This is a genomic window from Streptomyces sp. NPDC050423 (genome assembly GCF_040655445.1).
GTDB lineage: Bacteria > Actinomycetota > Actinomycetes > Streptomycetales > Streptomycetaceae > Streptomyces.
This window is the reverse complement of sequence record NZ_JBFAJY010000001.1, coordinates 174,084-194,064: the sequence shown is the minus strand read 5'-3', so window position 1 is coordinate 194,064 and position 19,981 is coordinate 174,084. Positions and strand designations below refer to the sequence as shown.

The 19,981-nt window shown below is 72.8% G+C and carries 5 protein-coding genes; all 5 read left to right on the top strand.

Annotated features, from left to right (window positions below; translation table 11 throughout):
* Positions 1-29 precede the first annotated feature (29 nt).
* The 5 genes from AB0I52_RS00755 (at position 30) to AB0I52_RS00735 (ending at position 19,980) form a co-directional block, all read left to right on the top strand.
* Positions 30-7,046, top strand: coding sequence for an SDR family NAD(P)-dependent oxidoreductase (locus AB0I52_RS00755; protein WP_363067570.1), 7,017 nt, complete (start codon positions 30-32; stop codon positions 7,044-7,046).
* A gap of 110 nt (positions 7,047-7,156) precedes the next feature.
* A complete protein-coding gene (locus AB0I52_RS00750) occupies positions 7,157-14,587 on the top strand; it encodes a beta-ketoacyl synthase N-terminal-like domain-containing protein (RefSeq protein ID WP_363067568.1) in 7,431 nt (2,476 codons plus the stop codon).
* A 118-nt stretch (positions 14,588-14,705) separates the two neighbouring features.
* Positions 14,706-16,328 carry a PfaD family polyunsaturated fatty acid/polyketide biosynthesis protein gene (locus AB0I52_RS00745; protein WP_363067566.1) on the top strand — a complete coding sequence of 541 codons (1,623 nt, stop codon included), beginning with the start codon at positions 14,706-14,708 and terminating at the stop codon, positions 16,326-16,328.
* Positions 16,325-18,226, top strand: coding sequence for an acyl-CoA dehydrogenase (locus AB0I52_RS00740; protein WP_363067564.1), 1,902 nt, complete (start codon positions 16,325-16,327; stop codon positions 18,224-18,226). Before AB0I52_RS00745 ends, AB0I52_RS00740 begins: the two co-directional genes overlap by 4 nt.
* Positions 18,223-19,980, top strand: a complete 1,758-nt coding sequence (locus AB0I52_RS00735) for an acyl-CoA dehydrogenase (RefSeq protein WP_363067562.1) — start codon at positions 18,223-18,225, stop codon at positions 19,978-19,980. The genes AB0I52_RS00740 and AB0I52_RS00735 overlap by 4 nt, the downstream gene beginning before the upstream one ends.
* Position 19,981 lies beyond the last annotated feature (1 nt).

Below are 19,981 nucleotides of genomic sequence, written 5' to 3'. Positions count from 1 at the left end.
ACCCGGCGCATCTGACCGAGAGGACCGTCGTGCACTACTCACGTCTGGCCGAAACCCCCATCGCCATCGTCGGGCTGGCCGGCCTGTTCCCCAAGTCCCGTAACGTGCGCGAGTTCTGGCGCAACATCGTGGACGGGAACGACTGCATCGAGGACGTTCCGTCCAGCCACTGGAACACCGACGACTACTACGATCCGGACCCCACCGCCGAGGACAAGACCTATGCCCGGCGCGGTGGCTTCCTCCCGGAGACCCCGTTCAACCCCATGGAGTTCGGCCTGCCGCCGAACACCCTGGAGGTCACGGACATCCTCCAGCTGCTCTCCCTGACCGTCGCCCGCGATGTGCTGCGCGACGCCGGAACCGAGGGCTCGGGCTGGTACGACCCCTCGCGCACCGGTGTCATCCTCGGTGTGACCGGGGCCAACTCGCTCACGCAGCCGCTCTCCGCGCGCCTCCAGACCCCGGTGATCAAGGAGGTCGTGCGCAGCGTCGGACTCAGCGAAGCCGAAGCGGACGAGATCGCGCGCCGCTTCAAGAAGGCGTACATCCCCTGGGAGGAGAACTCCTTCCCCGGGATGCTCGGCAACGTCGTCGCCGGACGCATCGCCAACCGCTTCGACCTCGGCGGCACCAACTGCACCGTCGACGCCGCGTGCGCCAGCTCGCTCGCCGCGACCAAGCTCGCCGTCAGCGAGCTCATCGAGGGCCGTGCCGACCTCATGCTCACCGGCGGCTGCGACGCCGAGAACACGATCCTCATGTACATGTGCTTCAGTAAGACCCCGGCGTTCTCGAAGACCCAGGTCATCCGGCCCTTCGACGCCTCGGCGGACGGCACCCTGATCGGCGAGGGCATCGGCATGCTCGCCCTCAAGCGGCTCGCCGACGCGGAGCGCGACGGCGACCGCATCTACTCCGTACTGCGGGGCATCGGAACCTCCAGCGACGGCCGCTTCAAGAGCATCTACGCCCCGCGCGCCGAAGGACAGCAGCTCGCGCTGCGCCGCGCGTACGAGGACGCGGCCCTGCCCGTCGGCGCCATCGAACTGTTCGAGGCCCACGGCACGGGCACCGCGGTCGGCGACCACACCGAGCTGTCCGCGCTCGGCTCCTTCGTCACCGGTGACCAGGCCGAGGACGCCCCCGCGGACCTGGGCTACGCGGCCGTCGGCAGCGTGAAGTCGCAGATCGGCCACACCAAGGCGGCCGCCGGCGCGGCCGGGCTGATCAAGCTGTCCCTCGCCCTGCACCAGAAGGTCCTGCCGCCCACCATCAACGTCGACAAGCCCAGCGAGGCCGTCGACCCGGCGAGCACCCCCTTCTACGTGAGCTCCGAGGCCCGCCCCTGGGTCCTCGACCCGGCCCGCGACCGGCGCCGCGCCGCCGTCTCCTCGTTCGGCTTCGGCGGCACCAACTTCCACATGGTGCTGGAGGAGCACGACGGCGCCGAGCCGCCCAAGGTGCTCGGCCCGACCGCCCGCACCGGCATCTGGCACGCCGCCGACCCCGAGGCCCTCGCCCGCTCCCTTGAGCGCGGCGCCGCGGCCGACCCGGTCGGCTGGGTCCCGGCGGGCGACGCCCGCATCGGCATCGTGGCCCGTGACGACGAGGAGTTCGAGGAGCTGCGCACCGTGGCCGTCGGGCTGCTGCGCGCCAAGCCGGACGCCGCGTCCTGGCAGCACCCCAAGGGCATCACCTACCGCCGCGCCGCCCTGCCCCCGGGCGTGAAGACGGCTGCCGTCTTCGCCGGCCAGGGCAGCCAGTACGTCGGCATGGGCCGCCGCGCCGCCCTGACGCTCCCCTCGGTACTCGCGGCCTACGACAAGGCCAACCAGCTCACCGGGGGCGCCGAGACACTCGGCAGGACCGTCTTCCCGCCGCCCGCCTTCACCGACGAGGTGCGCAAGGAGCAGGAGGAGCGGCTGCGCCGCACGGAGTTCGCGCAGCCCGCGATCGGCGCGCTGTCGGCGGGCCAGTTCGCCTGGTTCAAGGAGCTCGGCTTCACCCCCGACGGCACGATCGGCCACTCCTTCGGCGAACTCACCGCCCTCTGGGCGGCGGGCGCGCTGGACGACGACCGGTTCGCCGAGCTCGCCCGCGCCCGCGGCCTCGCCATGGCGCCGCCGGCCGGCGCCACCGGCTTCGACCCGGGCGCCATGGCCGCGGTCCGTGCCGAACAGGCCGCCGTCCAGGAGCTCGTCGCCGGCTACCGCGACGTGAGCGTCTGCAACGTCAACGCCCCCGGCCAGATCGTGGTCGGCGGCCCCACCGCCGAGATCGACCGCCTGGTGGCCGACGCCTCGGGCCGCGGCGTCCACGCGAAGCGCCTTCCGGTCTCCGCCGCGTTCCACACCCGCTTCGTCGCCCACGCCGCGGACGCCTTCCGCGAGGCCGTCGACCGCGTCGGACTCGGCACCCCGACCGTCCCCGTGTACGCCAACACCGCGGGCGCGACGTACGGCACCGACCCGGCCGCCAACGGCCGCACCCTCGTCGACCAGCTCCTCCAGCCCGTCGACTTCGCCGCCCGCATCGAGCAGATGTACGCCGACGGGTACCGCGTCTTCGTCGAGTTCGGGCCCAAGCGGGTGCTGTCGGACCTCATCGGCCACATCCTGGAGGGCCGTGACGACGTCGTGTCGCTCGCGGTCGACGGCGGCCCCGCCAAGGACAGCGAGGTGGCCCTCAAGCGGGCGGTCGTCGAGCTCGCCGTGCTCGGCCTGCCGGTCACGGGCATCGACGACCACACGGAGCCCGAGCTGGTCGTACCGGCCCGCAAGGGCCTGACGATTCCGCTGCGCGGCATCAACTACGTGACGGAAGCGCGCCGTTCGGCATACGAGGAGGCCCTGGCCGAGCCCGCGGTGACACAGCGGGCCGCGGCTCCGGTCCCGGCTCCGGCGGCCGTCGCCCCCGCCGATGCCGAGCTGAGCGACGTGGTGCGGGAGGGGCTCGGCCTTCAGGCGGAGATCCTCGACTCGCACGTCACGACGATCCGGCAGGCGGTCCAGTCCCTGGAGGACTCGGTCCGCTCCGGGGCCCACCCCGACACGGACGCCGCCCTGCGCCTGATCCAGGAGCACGGCACGTCCATCACCTCAAGCCACGAGCGCGCCACCCGGCTGCTGATCGACGCCCTGCGAGGCACCGAGGCGCCCCCGGCGGAGGCCGCGCCGGCGCCGGTGGAGGTTGCTGCGGTGGCTCAGGTGGCTCCGGTCGAGGTGGCTCCGGTGGCTGAGGTTGCTCCGGTTGTGGCTGCTCCGGCCGCTCCGGTTGCTCCGGTTGTGGTCGAGGAGCCCGCGCCTGCTGCGGTGGTCGTTGACAGCGCGGTGATGGAGGCGCTGTTGGGTGTGGTGGCGGAGAAGACGGGTTATCCGGCGGAGATGCTGGAGCCGGGTATGGATCTTGAGGCGGATTTGGGGATCGACTCGATCAAGCGGGTTCAGATTCTCGGTGCGTTGCAGGAGCGGTTCCCGGTGTCGGGTGACGTTGACCCGGAGCGGTTGGGTGAGCTGCGGACGCTGGATGACGTGGCCGGTTTCCTGAGCTCGGCTGCCGCGCCTGCTGTTGCCGCCGCGCCTGCTGTTCCCGTTGCTTCTGCTCCGGTTGTGGTCGAGGAGCCTGTCGCAGTTCCTGCCGCCGCTGCTGTCGATGGCGCGGTGATGGAGGCGCTGTTGGGTGTGGTGGCGGAGAAGACGGGTTATCCGGCGGAGATGCTGGAGCCGGGTATGGATCTTGAGGCGGATTTGGGGATCGACTCGATCAAGCGGGTCCAGATTCTCGGTGCGTTGCAGGAGCGGTTCCCGGTGTCGGGTGACGTTGACCCGGAGCGGTTGGGTGAGCTGCGGACGCTCGATGACGTGGCCGGTTTCCTGAGCTCGGCTGCCGCGCCTGCTGTTGCTGCCGCGCCTGCTGTTCCCGTTGCTTCTGCTCCGGTTGTGGTCGAGGAGCCTGCCGCCGCTGCTGTCGATGGCGCGGTGATGGAGGCGCTGTTGGGTGTGGTGGCGGAGAAGACGGGTTATCCGGCGGAGATGCTGGAGCCGGGTATGGATCTTGAGGCGGATTTGGGGATCGACTCGATCAAGCGGGTCCAGATTCTCGGTGCGTTGCAGGAGCGGTTCCCGGTGTCGGGTGACGTTGACCCGGAGCGGTTGGGTGAGCTGCGGACGCTCGATGACGTGGCCGGTTTCCTGAGCTCGGCTGCCGCGCCTGCTGCTCCCGTTGCTTCTGCTCCGGTTGTGGTCGAGGAGCCTGCCGCCGCTGCTGTCGATGGCGCGGTGATGGAGGCGCTCCTGGGCGTCGTGGCGGAGAAGACGGGTTATCCGGCGGAGATGCTGGAGCCCGGCATGGATCTTGAGGCGGATCTTGGCATCGACTCGATCAAGCGGGTCCAGATCCTCGGCGCGTTGCAGGAGCGGTTCCCCGTCTCGGGTGACGTCGACCCGGAGCGGTTGGGTGAGCTGCGCACCCTCGACGACGTCGCCGGTTTCCTGAGCGCTGCCGCCGCACCCGTTCCCGCTGCTGCCACCGCGAGCGCACCCGCCTCCGTCCCCGCCGCTTCCCAGGCGCCCCTGGTGGTGGACTACCCGAGTGCTCCCGGAGTCGGGCGGACCTTCGCCTCGGTGCGGGAACTGCCCGCGCCCTACCGGGTCGTGGAGGCCTACGCGGACCACCGGACCGCGCTCGTCGTGGACGACGGGTCGGCGCTGGCCAGGCCGGTGATCGGTGCGCTGCGTGCCGACGGCTGGCGGGTCGAGGTCGTGGGGCTGCCCGGTGAGGTGGCGACCACGGAGGCCGTCGACGCGGTTCAGCAGCTGCGGACATGGGACGCGGCCGAGCTGGCCCGTGCGGTGACCACCACGCGCATCGACCTGGTCGTGCAGCTGGTGGCCGCCACCGGACAGGAGTGGGCCGACGCGGCACAGCGGCTGGCGCACACCGTACTCGTGGCGAAGCAGACACAGCCCGCACTGAAGGCGGCCGCCGCGGCCGGCAACAGAGCCGGCTTCGTGGCCCTGACCCAGCTCGACGGGGCCAACGGATACCGCGGGAGCGAGTCCGGGTCGGCGCTGCTGGGCGGGGTCTCCGGACTGGTGAAGACCCTGGGCATCGAGGTGCCGGAACTCTTCACCCGTACCGTCGACTTCGCACCGGGTCTGGACGACCGGACGGTCGCCGACCGCTTCCTGGGCGAGATCGGCGACCTGGCCACGGACCTCGCGGACGTCGCCCATGACGCCCACGGGCGCCGCACGGTCGTCCCCTCGGCCGAGGCCCCCGCCGGGCACCTGGCCGTCGTACCCGAGATCGATGCCAGCGACCTGCTCGTGGTCACCGGCGGGGCCCGCGGCATCACGGCGGACTGCCTCCAGGCGCTGGTCGACGCACGGCCGGCGGGGCTGCTGCTCCTGGGCCGCAGCGAGGTGGCGCCGGAGCCCGAGTGGGCGGCCGGACTGGAAGGCGCCGGGCTCAAGGGCGCGATCGCCAAGCGGATCGCCGCCACCGGCGAGAAGCCCACCCCGCGCGGGGTCGAGGCGGTCTACCGGGAGGTGGCCGGCAGCCGGGAGATCACCGAGAACCTGCGGCGGCTGCGGGCGAGCGGCGCCACCGTCGAGTACGTCGTCGTCGACATCACCGACGCCGCCGCCGTACGGGCCGCGCTGGCACCGTACGCGGGCCGGGTCACCGGAGTGGTGCACGGTGCCGGTGTGCTGGCCGACCGGCTGATCGTGGAGAAGACCGCGGAGGAGGTGCACCGCGTCCTGGGGACGAAGATCCTCGGCCTCGGCCATGTGCTGGACGCGCTGCGCGGCACCGCGAACCTGCGTCACCTGGTGTTCTTCTCGTCCGTCGCCGGCTTCTTCGGCAACCGGGGCCAGTCGGACTACGCGGTCGCCAACGAGGCGCTCAACCGGCTCGCCGTCCGGCTGAAGCACGAACTGCCCTCGGCACGGGTGACCTCGGTCAACTGGGGTGCCTGGGACGGCGGGATGGTCACCGACGACCTGCGCAGGATGTTCGCCTCGCGCGGTGTGGAGCTCGTCCCGGTACGGACCGGGGCCGGTATCTTCGCCGAGCAGTTCACCGCGGCGCGCGGCCACGACACGGTCATCGTCGCCGGTCCGCTGAAGCCGCTGTCCGCCCCGCCCGCCGCGGGACCGGGCACCCCGGTCTCGCTGCTCGCGGACCGCGATCTGGCGGAGCTGGCGGCGGACGCCCTGCTGAGCGACCACACGATCGACGGTAAGAAGGTGCTGCCCGCCACCGCGGCGCTCGGCGCCCTGATCGGTGCGGCCGAGACGGCGCGCGGGAAGACGGTCACCGAGGTGAGCGGCTTCCGGGTCTTCAAGGGAGTCGTCCTGGACGGAGAGGGCGAGGCCCCCTCGCGGCTGCGGCTGTTCCTGGAGCCCGGCCGGGACTCCCGGCCGGACACGGTGGACGTCCTGGCGTCCGCGGTGGACGGTGCCGGGCAGAGCCGGCCCGCGTACGGCGCCAACCTGGTCACGAGCGACGCCGGAGCCGGCCTCGCGGACCGTACGGACCTGGCCGGTACCGCCCGCGGGGCGAGCGGCACGGACGCGGGACCGCTGTACCGCAACGGCACGCTCTTCCACGGACCGAGCCTGCGCGGCATCCGCCGCGTCCTGTCATCGGACGCGCGGGGCCTGCTGCTGAGCGCCCGGCTCACCGACGGCCGCCCGGCGCGCGGTGCGTACCACGGAACGCTCCACAGCCCGGTGCTGGCCGATCTGCTGCTCCAGGCCGCGCTGGTCTGGGTCCGGCAGCACCGGAGCCGGGCGTGCCTGCCGATGGAGATCGCCCGGACCCGCTTCTTCGCCGAGATCCCCAGCGACCAGGAGTTCCTGATCGCCGTGGAGAACATCGAGGAGGTCAGTACCGGCATCACCTGCTCGGTCACCGCACTCGACCGGGAGGGTCGTGTGCTCCAGGTCATGGACGGGGTGTCGGTGGTGGAGGACCCGCAACTGGAGGGCAAGTTCGGGCAGCCCGTGCAGGTCGCTGCCGGCACCGTCTCGGTCTGACACCCCGGCCGGTGCTCCCTCTCCCCCCGCCCCTCACCGGGCGCCCGGCCGGGACGCCCCTCACGGGGCTCCCGACCGGCCCCATTCGGACAATCGGAGGCTGACCCCTCATGGGCAAGTACGCGATCGTCGGCCTGGCCTGCCTCTTCCCCGGCGCCGGGACCCCCGACGACTACTGGCGGAACCTGATCGGCGGCGTGGACTCACGCACCGACGGAGGCAGCCGGATCTTCGGGCACTCCCCACAGGCAAGGGAGACCGACCCCGAGGACAGGCACCGCATCTACTGCCTCCGGGGCGGATTCCTCGACGAGCACGACGCGAGCTCCGCGTCCGCGGGTTCTCCGTCCGCGGAGACCGGCGGACCGTCCGCCGGGACTGCCGGGAGCGGCGGCCCGGGGGTCCTCCGTGAACCGAATGGATACCTTCTCCCGCCCGACTACCTGGCCGGTCTCGACCGCTCGTTCCACTGGGCGCTCGGAGTGGCCAGGGACGCTCTGGCCGACGCAGGCCAATCCCCCGTGGCCGCGGACGGTCGGAGCGGGCGGAGGACCGGGGTGGTGTTCGGGAACTACCCGTTCCCCACCCCGGCCTCCGGCCGGCTCGTGGGAGAACTGTGGGACACGGCGGTCGCCGAGGGGCTCGTGGACGCGGGCTTCCCGGACGGCGCCGGTACCGCCCCGCCGGCCGGCGGCGACAGCGCCGCCGGTCAGGGGGACGGCTCAGCAGACGGCACGGCCGCCGCCCACAACCTGTGGGCGGGCGGCATGCCCGCCCAGGTGGTGGCAGCGGCGCTCGGTCTGGAGGGGCCGCGGCTCACCCTGGACGCGGCCTGCTCGTCCGCGCTGTACGCGCTCAAGCTGGCCTGCCTCCACCTGGAGACCGGCCGCGCGGACGTGATGCTCGCCGGAGGCGTCTGCGCCCCCGACCCCACCGTCGTCCACCTGTCCTTCTCCGATCTGCGGGCCTACCCGCAGGACGGGTTCAGCCAGCCCTTCGACGCCCGCTCCCGGGGCATCGTCACCGGCCAGGGCGCCGCGATGATCGCCGTGAAGCGGCTGGCAGACGCCGAGCGCGACGGCGACCGGGTGTACGCGGTCATCGACGCGGTCGCCCTGACCAACGACGGCCCCGGCAAGCACATGCTGGCGCCGAACGCCGCCGGCCAGCAGGCCGCGTACGAGCTGGCCTACCGCGAGGCGGGCGTCGACCCGTCCGCGATCCAGTACCTGGAGTGCCACGCCACCGGCACCCCGCTCGGCGACAGCACCGAACTCGGCAGTGTGGAGGAGTTCTTCGGGCGCGGTCCGCTGCTGGGGTCGGTGAAGGCCAACCTCGGCCACCTGCTGACGGTGGCCGGCATGAGCAGCCTCATCAAGGTGGTCCTGTCGCTCGCGCACGGCACCATCCCTCCCACCATCGGCGTCGAGGAACCGCTGCCCGGCACGGTCGCCGACCGTGTCGTACGCGAACTGCGGCCCTGGCCCGAACCGGCAGCCGGAAACCCGCGCCGCGCCGGCGTATCGGCCTTCGGCTTCGGCGGTACGAACGCACACGTGGTGCTCTCCGCACCGGACGGCACGGACGGCGCGGACGACAGCGCGAAGGCGCAGCCCCCGGCCGACACCCCGCCCCCCACCGACCCGCCCCCCACCGACCCGCCCGCCCTCGCCGTCATCGGCATGGGTGCCCACTTCGGCTCCTTCACCACCCTGGACGCCTTCGAACGCGCCGGATACGAGGGGCTCGACGCCGTACGCGAGCTGCCCGAGCAGCGGTGGCGCGGCTTCGAGACCGTCACCGGCGGGCCGCTCGACCGGGCCGGGCTCGCCAAGGACGGGGTGCCCCGGGCCGCGTACATCGAGGAGTTCGAGGTCGACGCGACCTCGTACCGCATTCCGCCCAAGGAACTGGACCACTTCAACCAGCAGCACCTGCTGATGATGCGGGTAGCCGAGGAGGCACTGCTCGACGCTGGTTACGCACGGCCCCGCCCCGGCCGCGGAGCCGGCGGGAGCCCGCGCCGGGTCGGCGTGGTCCTCGGCATGGAGATGGAGCCCAGCGCGCACGGCCACGGCTCCCGGTACGAACTGGGCCGCAAGCTCACCGAGTGGTGCGCGAGCGCCGGTGTGCGGCCCTCGCCCGAGCAACTGGCCGCGCTCACCCGCGCCGCCCGCAACGGCATCCACGACTCCATCGAGCCCAACGAGGTCCTCAGCTACATCGGCAACATCATGGCCAGCCGGGTCTCCTCGCTGTGGAACCTCAACGGCCCCTCCTTCACCCTCTCCTCCGACAGCGCGGTCGGCGTCGACGCCCTCGACGTCGCCCGGCTCCTGCTGATGGACCCCACGGTCGAGGCGGTCCTCGTCGGAGCCGTCGACCTGGCCGCCGGACCGGAGAGCACCCTCGCCCGCGAACTGCTGGAACCCGGCACCGTCACCGGCGGACTCCGCGTCCTCGGCGAGGGCGCCGGAGCGGTCGTCGTGACCCGGCCCGAATCGGTGCCGGAGGAACGGACCGTGTACGCCACGGTCTCGGCCCTCGCCGTCCGCCACTCGGCGGGCGTCGCCCCGGGTGTGGACGCCGAGCTGGTCACCGCCGCCGCCGAGGACGCGCTCACCGCCGCCGGGCTCACCCCCGGCGAGGTCGAACTCGTCGAGACGGGGGCGGCGGACCCCGCCACCCTCGAAGGACTCGCCCGCACCTGGACCGCCGACCGGTCCGGCGGTGAGCTGCGGACCGCCGTGTCCGGTGTCCACGGCTCCATCGGTGACAGCGGCTGCGCCTCGGCGCTCGCCTCCGTCATCCGGGCCGCCCTCTGCCTGCACCACGGCTACTTCCCGGTCGCGCCCGCGGGCGTCGACACCGAACGGCTCGGCGGCTCCGCGTTCTTCCTCGCCGCCGACTCCCGGCCCTGGCTGCGGGCCCGCCGCGACGGACGGCGGGCGGCCTCCGTCAGCGTCACCGGTACGTCAGGCAGCCACGCGCACGTCGTCCTCACCGGCGGCCAGGTGCGCGGCGAGGTCGCCGAGACGGACTGGGCCAGGTCCGGCGGCGGACTCGTCGTTCCCGTCGGCGCGGACGACATCGCCGGGCTGCTGCGCCGGCTCGGTGAGCTGCGCACGGCCCTGGACGGCGACTGGGCGGCCCTCGCCGAGGACCGGCCCGCGCCCCTCAAGGCGGTGCTCGTCGCGGAGAACACCGAGGGACTGGCCCGGCAGATCGACCAGGCACTCAAGGACCTGCCCGGTGTGTGGGAGTCCGGCGGCGAGTGGCTCTCCCCGTCCGGCAGCTACTTCACCGCCCGGCCGCTGGGCGCGGAGGGGAAGGTGGCCCTGGTCTTCCCGGGGGCGTTCAACTCGTACCTGGGGCTCGGACATTCGCTCTTCCGCTCGTTCCCCGGCCTGCTGCCGCGCTTCGAGGCCCAGGCCGAGCTCCCCGCCGAACTGCTGCGCAGCGCCTCCCTGTACCCGCGCTCGCTCGCCCCGATGGGGCGCCGGGACCTGATGCGGCGGGAGGCCGAACTCGTCGAGGACATCCCGCTGATGCTGGCGGCCGGCACGAGTTACGCGCTGCTCTCGACGGACCTGGTGCGCGAGGTGCTGGGCATCGCGGTGGACGGCGCGTTCGGCTACAGCCTCGGTGAGAGCAGCATGCTCTTCGCCACCGGCGGCTGGATCAAGAGCGCGCGCGGCGACGAGAAGATCAGCGCCTCGCCGCTCTTCGACGACATGCTGCGCGGCCCCAAGCGGACCGTGCGCGAACTGTGGGGACTCGGCGACGACGTGCCCGACAGCGCGGTCTGGTCCACCCATGTGCTCCTCGCCCCGGCGGCGGACGTACGGGCTGTCGTCCAGCGCTTCGAGCGGGTCTTCATCACGCACGTCAACACCCCGCTGGAGGTGGTCGTCGCCGGTGACCCGGGCCAGTGCAAGGAGGTCATCGCCGAACTGGCCTGCCGCAGCGCCCGCTCCCCGGCCAACCACGTCATGCACTGCTCCGTGGTCGACGGGGTGCTGACCGACCTCGCCGACCTCAACCGCTATCCGACGGGCGACGTCGGGGACCTGGTGCTCTACAGCAGCCGGCACTACGCACCGGTGACCGACTTCGACGCGGACACCGTCGCCGGGAACATCGCCGTGACGCTGCGCGAGACGGTGGACTTCCCGAGGCTGGTGCGACGCGCCTACGAGGACGGCTTCCGCTGCTTCATCGAGGTCGGGCCCAGCAGTACGTGTGCGCGCTGGATCCACGAGACGCTCGGGGACGAGCCCCATCTCGCGGTCTCCGTCGACCGGCGGGGCGCCCGCGGCGCGACGGACATCGCCCGCCTGGTGGCCCGGCTCGCCTCCCACGGCGTCCCGGTCGACCTCGCCCCGTTCGCACCGCCCGCCGCGCCCTCGGGCACCCGGGGCACTCTGGGGCTGCGCACCTTCACCGTCGGCGGGGCCCCCGTCCCGCCGCTGGTCGCCGAGGGCGCGGCGGCCACGATCGCCGGACTGCCCGAAGAACCGGCCGGCCCCGTCGCCGCCGATCCCGTCGCTGCCGTCACCGTGGCGCCCGTCGCGACCGCGACCGTGACCGTCACCGCGACGCCCACCGCCTCCGCCACCGCGACGGCCACCGTCACCACCGCCGAGGTGCCCGTCGCCGCACTCGGCGCCTCCTTCGCCGCGGGCGCGTCGACCGCAGCCGCTCCCGCCGGATCCGGGCTGCCCCTGGCTCCCGCCACTCCCGCCCCCGCAACTGCAGGGGGCGCCGAAACCGCCACGGAATGGGACTCCGCGATGTCGATCCGCCCCGCCGCCCCACCGTCCGCATCAGCAATCGAGCTGGAGCGGGAGCCCATCACGATGATCCCGGCCACCGCCGCGACCGCGCCGCCGGCCTCGCCGTCGCAGGAGCCACCGCGCCCGGCCATCTTCGGGACGCCGCTGCCCGCCCGTCCCGCCCGGACCGCCGAGGAGACGACCCTCACCCTGGTACGCGGGCTCCGCAGCGAGATGCTGGAGGCGCACCAGGAGGTGCTGGACGCCCAGCAGGCCCTGCGCGAACAGCTCGCGGCACTGCTGGCCGTCTCGACCCCCGCCGCGCCCGCCGCCGCCGCCCCCGCCGCACCCCGGCCGCCCAAGCCCGAAGGGGTCATCTGGGACGAGCACGACCTGCTGGAGTTCGCCACCGGCAGGATCGGCAACGTCTTCGGGGAGCGGTACGCCGAGATCGACGCCTTCCGCCGCCGGGTGCGGCTCCCCGCGCCCCCGTACCACTTCGCGACACGGGTCACCGCGCTGGAGGCCGAACCCGGGGAGTTCAAGCCCTCGTTCATCCGTACCGAGTACGACGTGCCGGTCGACGCCTGGTACGCCGTGGACGGACAGGTCCCGCCCGCGGTCACCATCGAGGCCGGACAGTGCGACCTGCTCCTGATCAGCTATCTCGGAGCGGACTTCACCAACCGCGGCGACCGCGTGTACCGCCTCCTCGACAGCAGCCTCAGCTTCGTCGGCGACCTCCCCCAGGTCGGTCAGACCCTGCGCTACGACATCTGGATCGACCAGTTCGTGCGGCAGGGCGACACGATGCTGTTCTTCTTCCACTACGACTGCTACGCCGACGGCGAGCTGATCCTCAAGCTGAACAACGCCTGCGCCGGGTTCTTCACCGACGAGGAGCTGGAGAGTTCCCTCGGGATCATCCAGGGCAAGGCCGTACCGCCCGCGAAGAACGCCGCCTTCTCCGGATCCAGCTCCTTCAAGCCGCTGGCGCCCACCGCCCGTACCTCACTCACCTCCCAGGACCTGGCGCTGCTCGCCGAGGGACGGCTCGACGAGGTCTTCGGCCCCGGCCACCGCAAGCCCGAGGGGACCAACAGCTCGCTCCGGCTGCCCACCGAGCAACTGCGCATGGCCGACGAGGTGACCCTGCTCGACCGCAAGGGCGGTGCGCACGGCCTCGGACGGATCGAGGCGGTCAAGCACCTCGTGCCGGACGGCTGGTACTTCACCTCCCACTTCCCGGACGACCCGGTCCTGGCCGGCTCGCTGGTCGCGGAGGGCGCCGTACAGCTGCTGGAGACGTACGCGTTCTCCCTGGGCCTGCACCTGTCCCTGCCCGACGCCCGGTTCCAGCCCGTTCCCGGGCTGAAGACCGAGGTGAAGGTGCGCGGCCAGATCACTCCGGACACCGAGCGCATCGAGTACCGGATCGACATCACCGACCTGACCCTGCTGCCCCGCCCCGCGATCACCGCTGACGTGATCGTGCTGCGCGACGGCAAGCCGTCGATCAGCGTCACCGGACTCGGTATCCGGCTGGTGGAGAAGGCGGGCACGCCCTACCGCCCGGAGGCCGGCGGCAAGGTGCCGCACTTCCTGGGACGGCTGAGCCCCGCCACCGGTGAGCGGGCCCTGCTCAGCGAGTTCCACATGGCGCACGCGGCCAAGGGCGACCTGGCCACCGCGATGGGACCGGAGTTCGAGGTCTACGCCGACAGCCGGGCCCCGTACATCCCCAACGGCGACTTCCTCTTCGTCGACCGGGTGATGGCACTCGAAGGCACCCGCGGGGTGCTCAAGCGCGGGGCCGTCATGGTCACCGAGTACGACTCCCCGCAGGACGCCTGGTACTACGGCGACAACGGCTCGCCCTCCATGCCCAACTGCATATACATGGAGTCCAGCCTCCAGGCGGCCATCCTGCTCGGCTACTACCTGGGCGCCACGCTGCCCTTCCCCGAGGAGCAGTTCAGCATCCGCAACCTCGACGGCCGCGCCACCCTCGTCAAGGACATCGACCTGCGGGGCAAGACCATCCAGCACCGCTCGACGCTGCTCTCCAGCGACCAGATGCCCGGGTCGATCCTGCAGAACTACCGCTACGAACTCTCCGCCGACGGCGAGGTGTTCTACACCGGGGAATCGCTCTTCGGCTACTTCAACGCCAAGGCCCTGGAGAACCAGGTCGGCCTGGACAAGGGCAAGCACGTCCTGCCGTGGCTCGACCAGCAGCCGGCCAGGCCCGCCGGGATCCGCCGGGTCGAACTCGCCGCCCACCGGGCCGCCGAGGACGCACGCGGCGGACCCCGGCTGGCCGGCGGCCACCTCGACCTCGCCGAGTGGGTCGACATCCTGCCCGGCGGCGGCAAGCACGGCCAGGGCTATCTGCGGGGCCACCGCTCCATCGAAGCCGACGAGTGGTACTTCTCCTGCCACTTCCACCGCGACCCGGTGATGCCCGGCTCCCTGGGCGTCGAGGCCCTGCTCCAGGGGCTCCAGGTCTACGCGGTCGAGACGGGGCTCACCGACGGGCTCGTCAACCCCCGCTTCGCGATGCTGTCCGGCACCGAGACGACCTGGTCCTACCGCGGCCAGATCCTGCGCGACGACCCCGACATGGAGTTCGACGTGCACGTCAAGGAGGTGCGCCGTACCCCGGGCCGGATCGTGCTGCTCGGCGACGCGAACGTCTGGAAGTCCACCCTGCGGATCTACCAGCTGGGCGGCATCGGCATCGAGATCCACCACGACGGGGCCTGAGCCCGCCGGGTGGCCGCCGACCGGGCGGCCACCCGACAGCCTCTGAGCCCCCGCCCGAGGAATCGAGATCCACCACGACCGGGCCCGAGGCCTCGTCCGACCCGACAGGAGACCCAGCATGACCAGCGACCACCAACGGCCCAGGTGGACCGGGACCGCGGCGCCCGCGGTCGGTGACACCGGGGTGCACGAAGCCCTGATGCGGCTCGGGGAACCCGTCTACATCGTGCGCGGGCCCTACGGGCTGGGCGCGGTGACCGGCGGCGCGGTCGTGGCCGGCGGCGAGCACGAGATCGTCGCCACCGCGCCCCCGCTCGGGCCCGAACGGCTCGGCAGCGCCGCGTTCCTGGCCGCGCACGGCCTGCGCCAGGCCTACATGAGCGGGGCCATGGCCAACGGCATCGCCTCCGCCGACATGGTCATCGCGATGGCGCGGGCCGGGCTGCTCGGCTCGTACGGCGCGGCCGGGCTCCTCCCGGAGGCGATCGAGAAGGCGCTGATCCGCTTCCGGGACGAGATCCCCGGACTTCCGTACGCCTGCAACCTCATCCACAGCCCCAGCGAGGAACGGCTGGAGCGCACGGCCGTCGACCTCTTCCTGAAGTACCGGGTGCCCTGTGTGGAGGCGTCCGCCTTCCTCACGCTCACCCCGCACATCGTGCGCTACCGGCTCGCCGGTCTCCGCGCCGGCGGCCCGCACGGTGTCATCGCCGAGCACAAGGTCATCGCCAAGGTGTCCCGGCCCGAGCTGGCCGAGCTCTTCATGCGCCCGGCGCCCGAGGCGATGGTGCGTGCCCTGGTCGAGGAGGGCGCCGTCACCGAGGAGCAGGCCCGGCTCTCGAAGCTCGTCCCGGTCGCCGGCGACATCACCGTCGAGGCCGACTCCGGCGGGCACACCGACCGCCGTCCGCTGCCCGCGCTGCTGCCCGTCATCATGCGCCAGCGCGACGCGGTCATGCAGGAGCACGGCTACCCGGAGCGCGTCCGGGTCGGCGCCGCGGGCGGCATCGGCTCGCCCGAGGCGGCGGCCGGCGCCTTCGCGATGGGCGCGGACTACATCGTCACCGGATCGGTCAACCAGTCCTGCCTGGAGGCGGGCACCTCGCCGCGGGTCAAGCAGATGCTCGCGCAGGCGGGCATCGCCGACTTCGAGATGGCGCCCGCGGCCGACATGTTCGAGATGGGCGTCGAGCTCCAGGTGCTCAAGCACGGCACGTTCTTCCCGATGCGGGCCAAGCAGCTGTACGAGCTCTACCGCGCCCACGACGGCATCGAGGAGATCCCGGCGGCGGTGCGCGAACGCGTCGAGAAACAGATCTTCCGCCGCCCCCTGGACAGCGTCTGGGAGGAGACCGTCGAGTACTTCACGCGCCGCGACCCCGACCAGCTCGCCCGCGCCGCCGACCACCCCAAGCGGCGGGCCGCGCTGATCTTCCGCTGGTACCTCGGGATGGCGTCGCGCTGGGCGAAGACCGGCGAGGCGGACCGGGCCGTCGACTACCAGATCTGGTGCGGCCCCGCGATGGGCAGCTTCAACGCCTGGGTCCGCGGCACGTACCTGGCGGCGCCCGAGCACCGCCGGGTCGCGGACGTGGCACGGCAGATCATGACGGGCGCCGCCTTCCACCAGCGGCTCTCCGCGCTGCGCGGTGCGGGCGTCACCTTCCCGACGGGCCTCGGCACCCGCCCGTCCCCCGAGGACACGGCGGCTGTCGGCCCGGTGGCCGGGGCACGCCCATGACCACCACGCCACTGGCCGCCGGAGAAGGACCGGCACCCTCGCGCGACACCGCCGCCCCCACGCACCGGCTGAGGGTGCTGCCCGGCGGCGGCGAGGGCGCGGTCCCCTACCCGCGGGCCGAACGGCTGGACGCCGCGCTGGGCGACCCGTGGCTCACGGACAACCCGTACGGGTTCGCCGCCGGCGTCGCACGGGACGCCGCCGAGGAGTACCCGGCCGAGGCCGAGGCCCGGCTGCGCGCGGCCGGTCTCCACCTCGGCTACCTGCCCAGAGCGCTGGGCGGGACGCTCCACTCGCTGGAGGACACCCAGATCCTGGTCCGGGTCGCCGCCCGCCGCGACGTCAACGTCATGCCGGCCACGATGTTCAGCATCTCCGCCGTCATGACGGTGCTGGCCGCGGGCACGCCCGAACAGCACCGGACCGTCGCCGGCTGGGTGCGCGACGGGCGCACCGTCGCGTTCGGGCTCTCGGAGGAGCAGGCCGGCAGCGACGTGCTGGCCAACACCTGCCGCCTGGACGACGACCGCAGGCTCACCGGCACCAAGTGGCTGGTGGGCCGCGGCTCCAGCGCCGAGGCGGCGGTCGTCGTGGCCCGCACTGCGGAGCGGGGGCCCGCGGCCTTCACCGCCGTGCTGCTCGGCCCCGAGGAGCTGGCGCACAGCGGTGTGCGGCGGCTGCCGCCGAGGCGGACGACCGGCATGCGCGGCATGGACTTCGCGGACCTGGAGTTCACCGGCGTCCCGGTGCCCCCGAGCGCCGTCGTCGGCACGGTCGGCAGCGGCCTCGCCGGGGCGATGCGGGCCCAGCAGGTGGTCCGGCTGATGAGCACCGCGGGCTGCCTGGCCACCGCCGACACGGCGCTGCGCACCGCCCTGCGCTTCGCCCGCACCCACCGCACCGGCGGGGTGCCGGTCGCCGACACTCCGTACGGCTCCCGTGAAATCGCCCTGGCCGCAGCGGAGTTGTGCACCGCCGACCTCACCGCCCTCGTCGCCGCCCGCGCCATCCATGTGGCGCCCGGCGCGTTCGCGCTGGCCTCCTCCGTCGTCAAGCACGTCGCCACCCGGCTCACCGCCGCCTCCACCGCCCGCTGCCGCGCCATGGCGGGGGCGCGGGCCGTCCTGCGGGAGGGACCCGGAGCCGTCCTGGACAAGGCGGTCCGGGACAACGGGATGGTCGAGGTCATCGACACCAGCCTGCTCGGCAACCTCCGTGCCATCGCGATGCACCTGCCGTCCTACGCGGCCGCGTACGGCGACGGCACACCCCCGGAGCCCGGCGGACGCGAGTCCGCGGAACGCCGGCGACGGCTCGACGCGGTCCTCGCCCTCGGTGACGACTCCTGCCTGCCGCCGCTCGACCCGGCCGCGCTCGACCTCGGCGTGCGGGCCAAGGACGACATCCTGCTGGGCTTCGCCGAGTACGCCGGGGAGATCGCCGCCGAGCTGGGCCGACGGGGCGACACGGCCGCCGCCGCCTCGGTGACCGGGCTGCGGGCGGACCTGGCGGCCACCCTCGGGACCGCGGTGGAGGTGCAGCGGGACCGGGCACGCTCGCCGAAGGCGGCTCCCGACAGCCTCGATCTCGCGGACCGCCTCTGCCTGCTGTACGCGGCCGGCACGGCGGCCCTGACCTGGTGGTTCCACCGCGACCTGCCCGGCCTCTACGGCGACCAGGACCGGGGCGGCACCGCCTGGCTCAACCCCGTGCTCACGCTGGCCCGTTCGCTGGCCGCAGGACACGACCCCCGCCGGGCCGGCCCGGACCTCGCACCCCTCGGCCGTCTGGTCACCGCGCTCGACACCGAGCGGCGGCTCTTCACCGCACTGCCGGTCCGGCTGTGCGACAGCTCCCCGAACGGGGAACCACGGCTTCCGGAGGATGACAGGACATGACTGATCTCCATGCGCTGATGGCCGATCTGGAACGCCACCTCGGCGATCCCCACGACCCCTCCGGCCCCATGCCGTTCTCCCGCGTCCTCGAACTCGACGAACGCCAGGAGTACCCGCACGAGTTCGTCAACACGGTCGCCTGCTGGGGCCTGTACGACTGGATGGTGCCCGCCGCCCACGGCGGAAAGGCGGTCAACGTCGAGGACGGCTTCAACCTCTACCGGCTCGTCGCCCGGCGCGATCCGACCTCGGCCACCGCGATGGTCCTGGCCAGCATCAGCTACATGCCGGTGTGGATCGGCGGCACCCCGCGCCAGCGGCAGCACTTCGCCGATGTGATCAGGGGCGGCGGAAAGCTCGCCTGGGGCCTCTCCGAGCGGAACCACGGCAGCGACATCCTCGCCAACGAGACCACCGCCCGGCGCACCGAGGGCGGCTGGCTGCTCAACGGCGAGAAGTGGACCATCGGCAACGCCACCGTCGCGGACGCCGTGATGGTCTTCGCCCGCACCTCGGAGAAGGGCGGGCCCGGCGGATACTCCATCTTCGCGGTGGAGAAGGCGGGCCTCGCGGCAGGCCAGCTGGAGCACCTCCCGGACGAGCCGCTGCACGGGCTGCGGGGCCTGGACATGAGCGGTGTCAGGCTGCGCGACTGCTTCGTACCGGACTCGGCCCTCATCGGCGGCCGGGGCAAGGGCCTCGAAGTGTCCCTGAAGAGCGGTCAGCTGGTGCGGATCGCGATCTCCGGTATCGCGATGAGCTGTGTCGACACCGCCCTGCGCACCACACTGGACTTCGCCGTGGAGCGGAAGATCTTCGGCGGACCGGTCTCCGAGATCCCGTACTCGCAGCGCCAGCTCGTGGAGAGCTACGCGGACCTGCTGATCGCCGACGCGCTGACCCTCGGTGCCGTACGGAGCCTCCAGCTGAGTCCGGACCAGGCCAGCGTCTGGTCGTCCGTGGTGAAGTACTTCATCCCCACCTTCCTCTCGCAGTCGATCGGCCGGCTCGCCGTCGTCCTGGGGGCCCGCCACTATCTGCGGTCCCACCCCCGGCACGGGATCTTCCAGAAGGTCATGCGGGACTTCGTGATCTCCGACTTCGCCGACGGCAACACCGTGGTGAACCTGAAGAACATCGCCCTGCAACTGGAACGGCTGCTCGCCAACGCCGTCGAGCAGGTCCCCGAGGTGGTGGCCGGTGCGACCGCACGGACCGCGCCCCTCTTCGACCCGGCCCACCCCATGGAGCCGTACCGGCCGTCCGAGCAGCAGCTGTTCAGCCGGGGCGTGGACGACCCGGTGGTCGCGCTGCGCCCGGCGGTCGGCGAACTGCGCCTGGCGGCGGCCGTCGCCTCCGGACCCGACGCGGCCCGGCTGGCCGGCGCGGCCGACGCGGCCGGGCTGATCGTCGGGGAACTGGACCGGCTCGCCGAGGAGCACCGCAAGCTCAGCGCCGAGCTCGGCAAGGCCGTCGCCCAGTCGGCCGAGCTCTTCGACCTGGCCAAGCAGTACACGACGGTGTCCGCCGCGGCGGCCGTCGTCCACCTCTACCTCAACGGGCGGGACAGCATCGCCCCGGAACTGCGCTCCCCGGCCGTACTGCTGGTCTGCCTGGAGCGGCTGCTCAAGCAGTTCCGGCCCACCGAGCGGGCCGCGGGCCCCGCGGAGATCGCCGAGGTCGCGGACGCGATGCTGCACGCGCACCGCGAGGGCCGGCTCTTCTCCTTCCGCGCCTTCCCCGTGAACGGGTGAA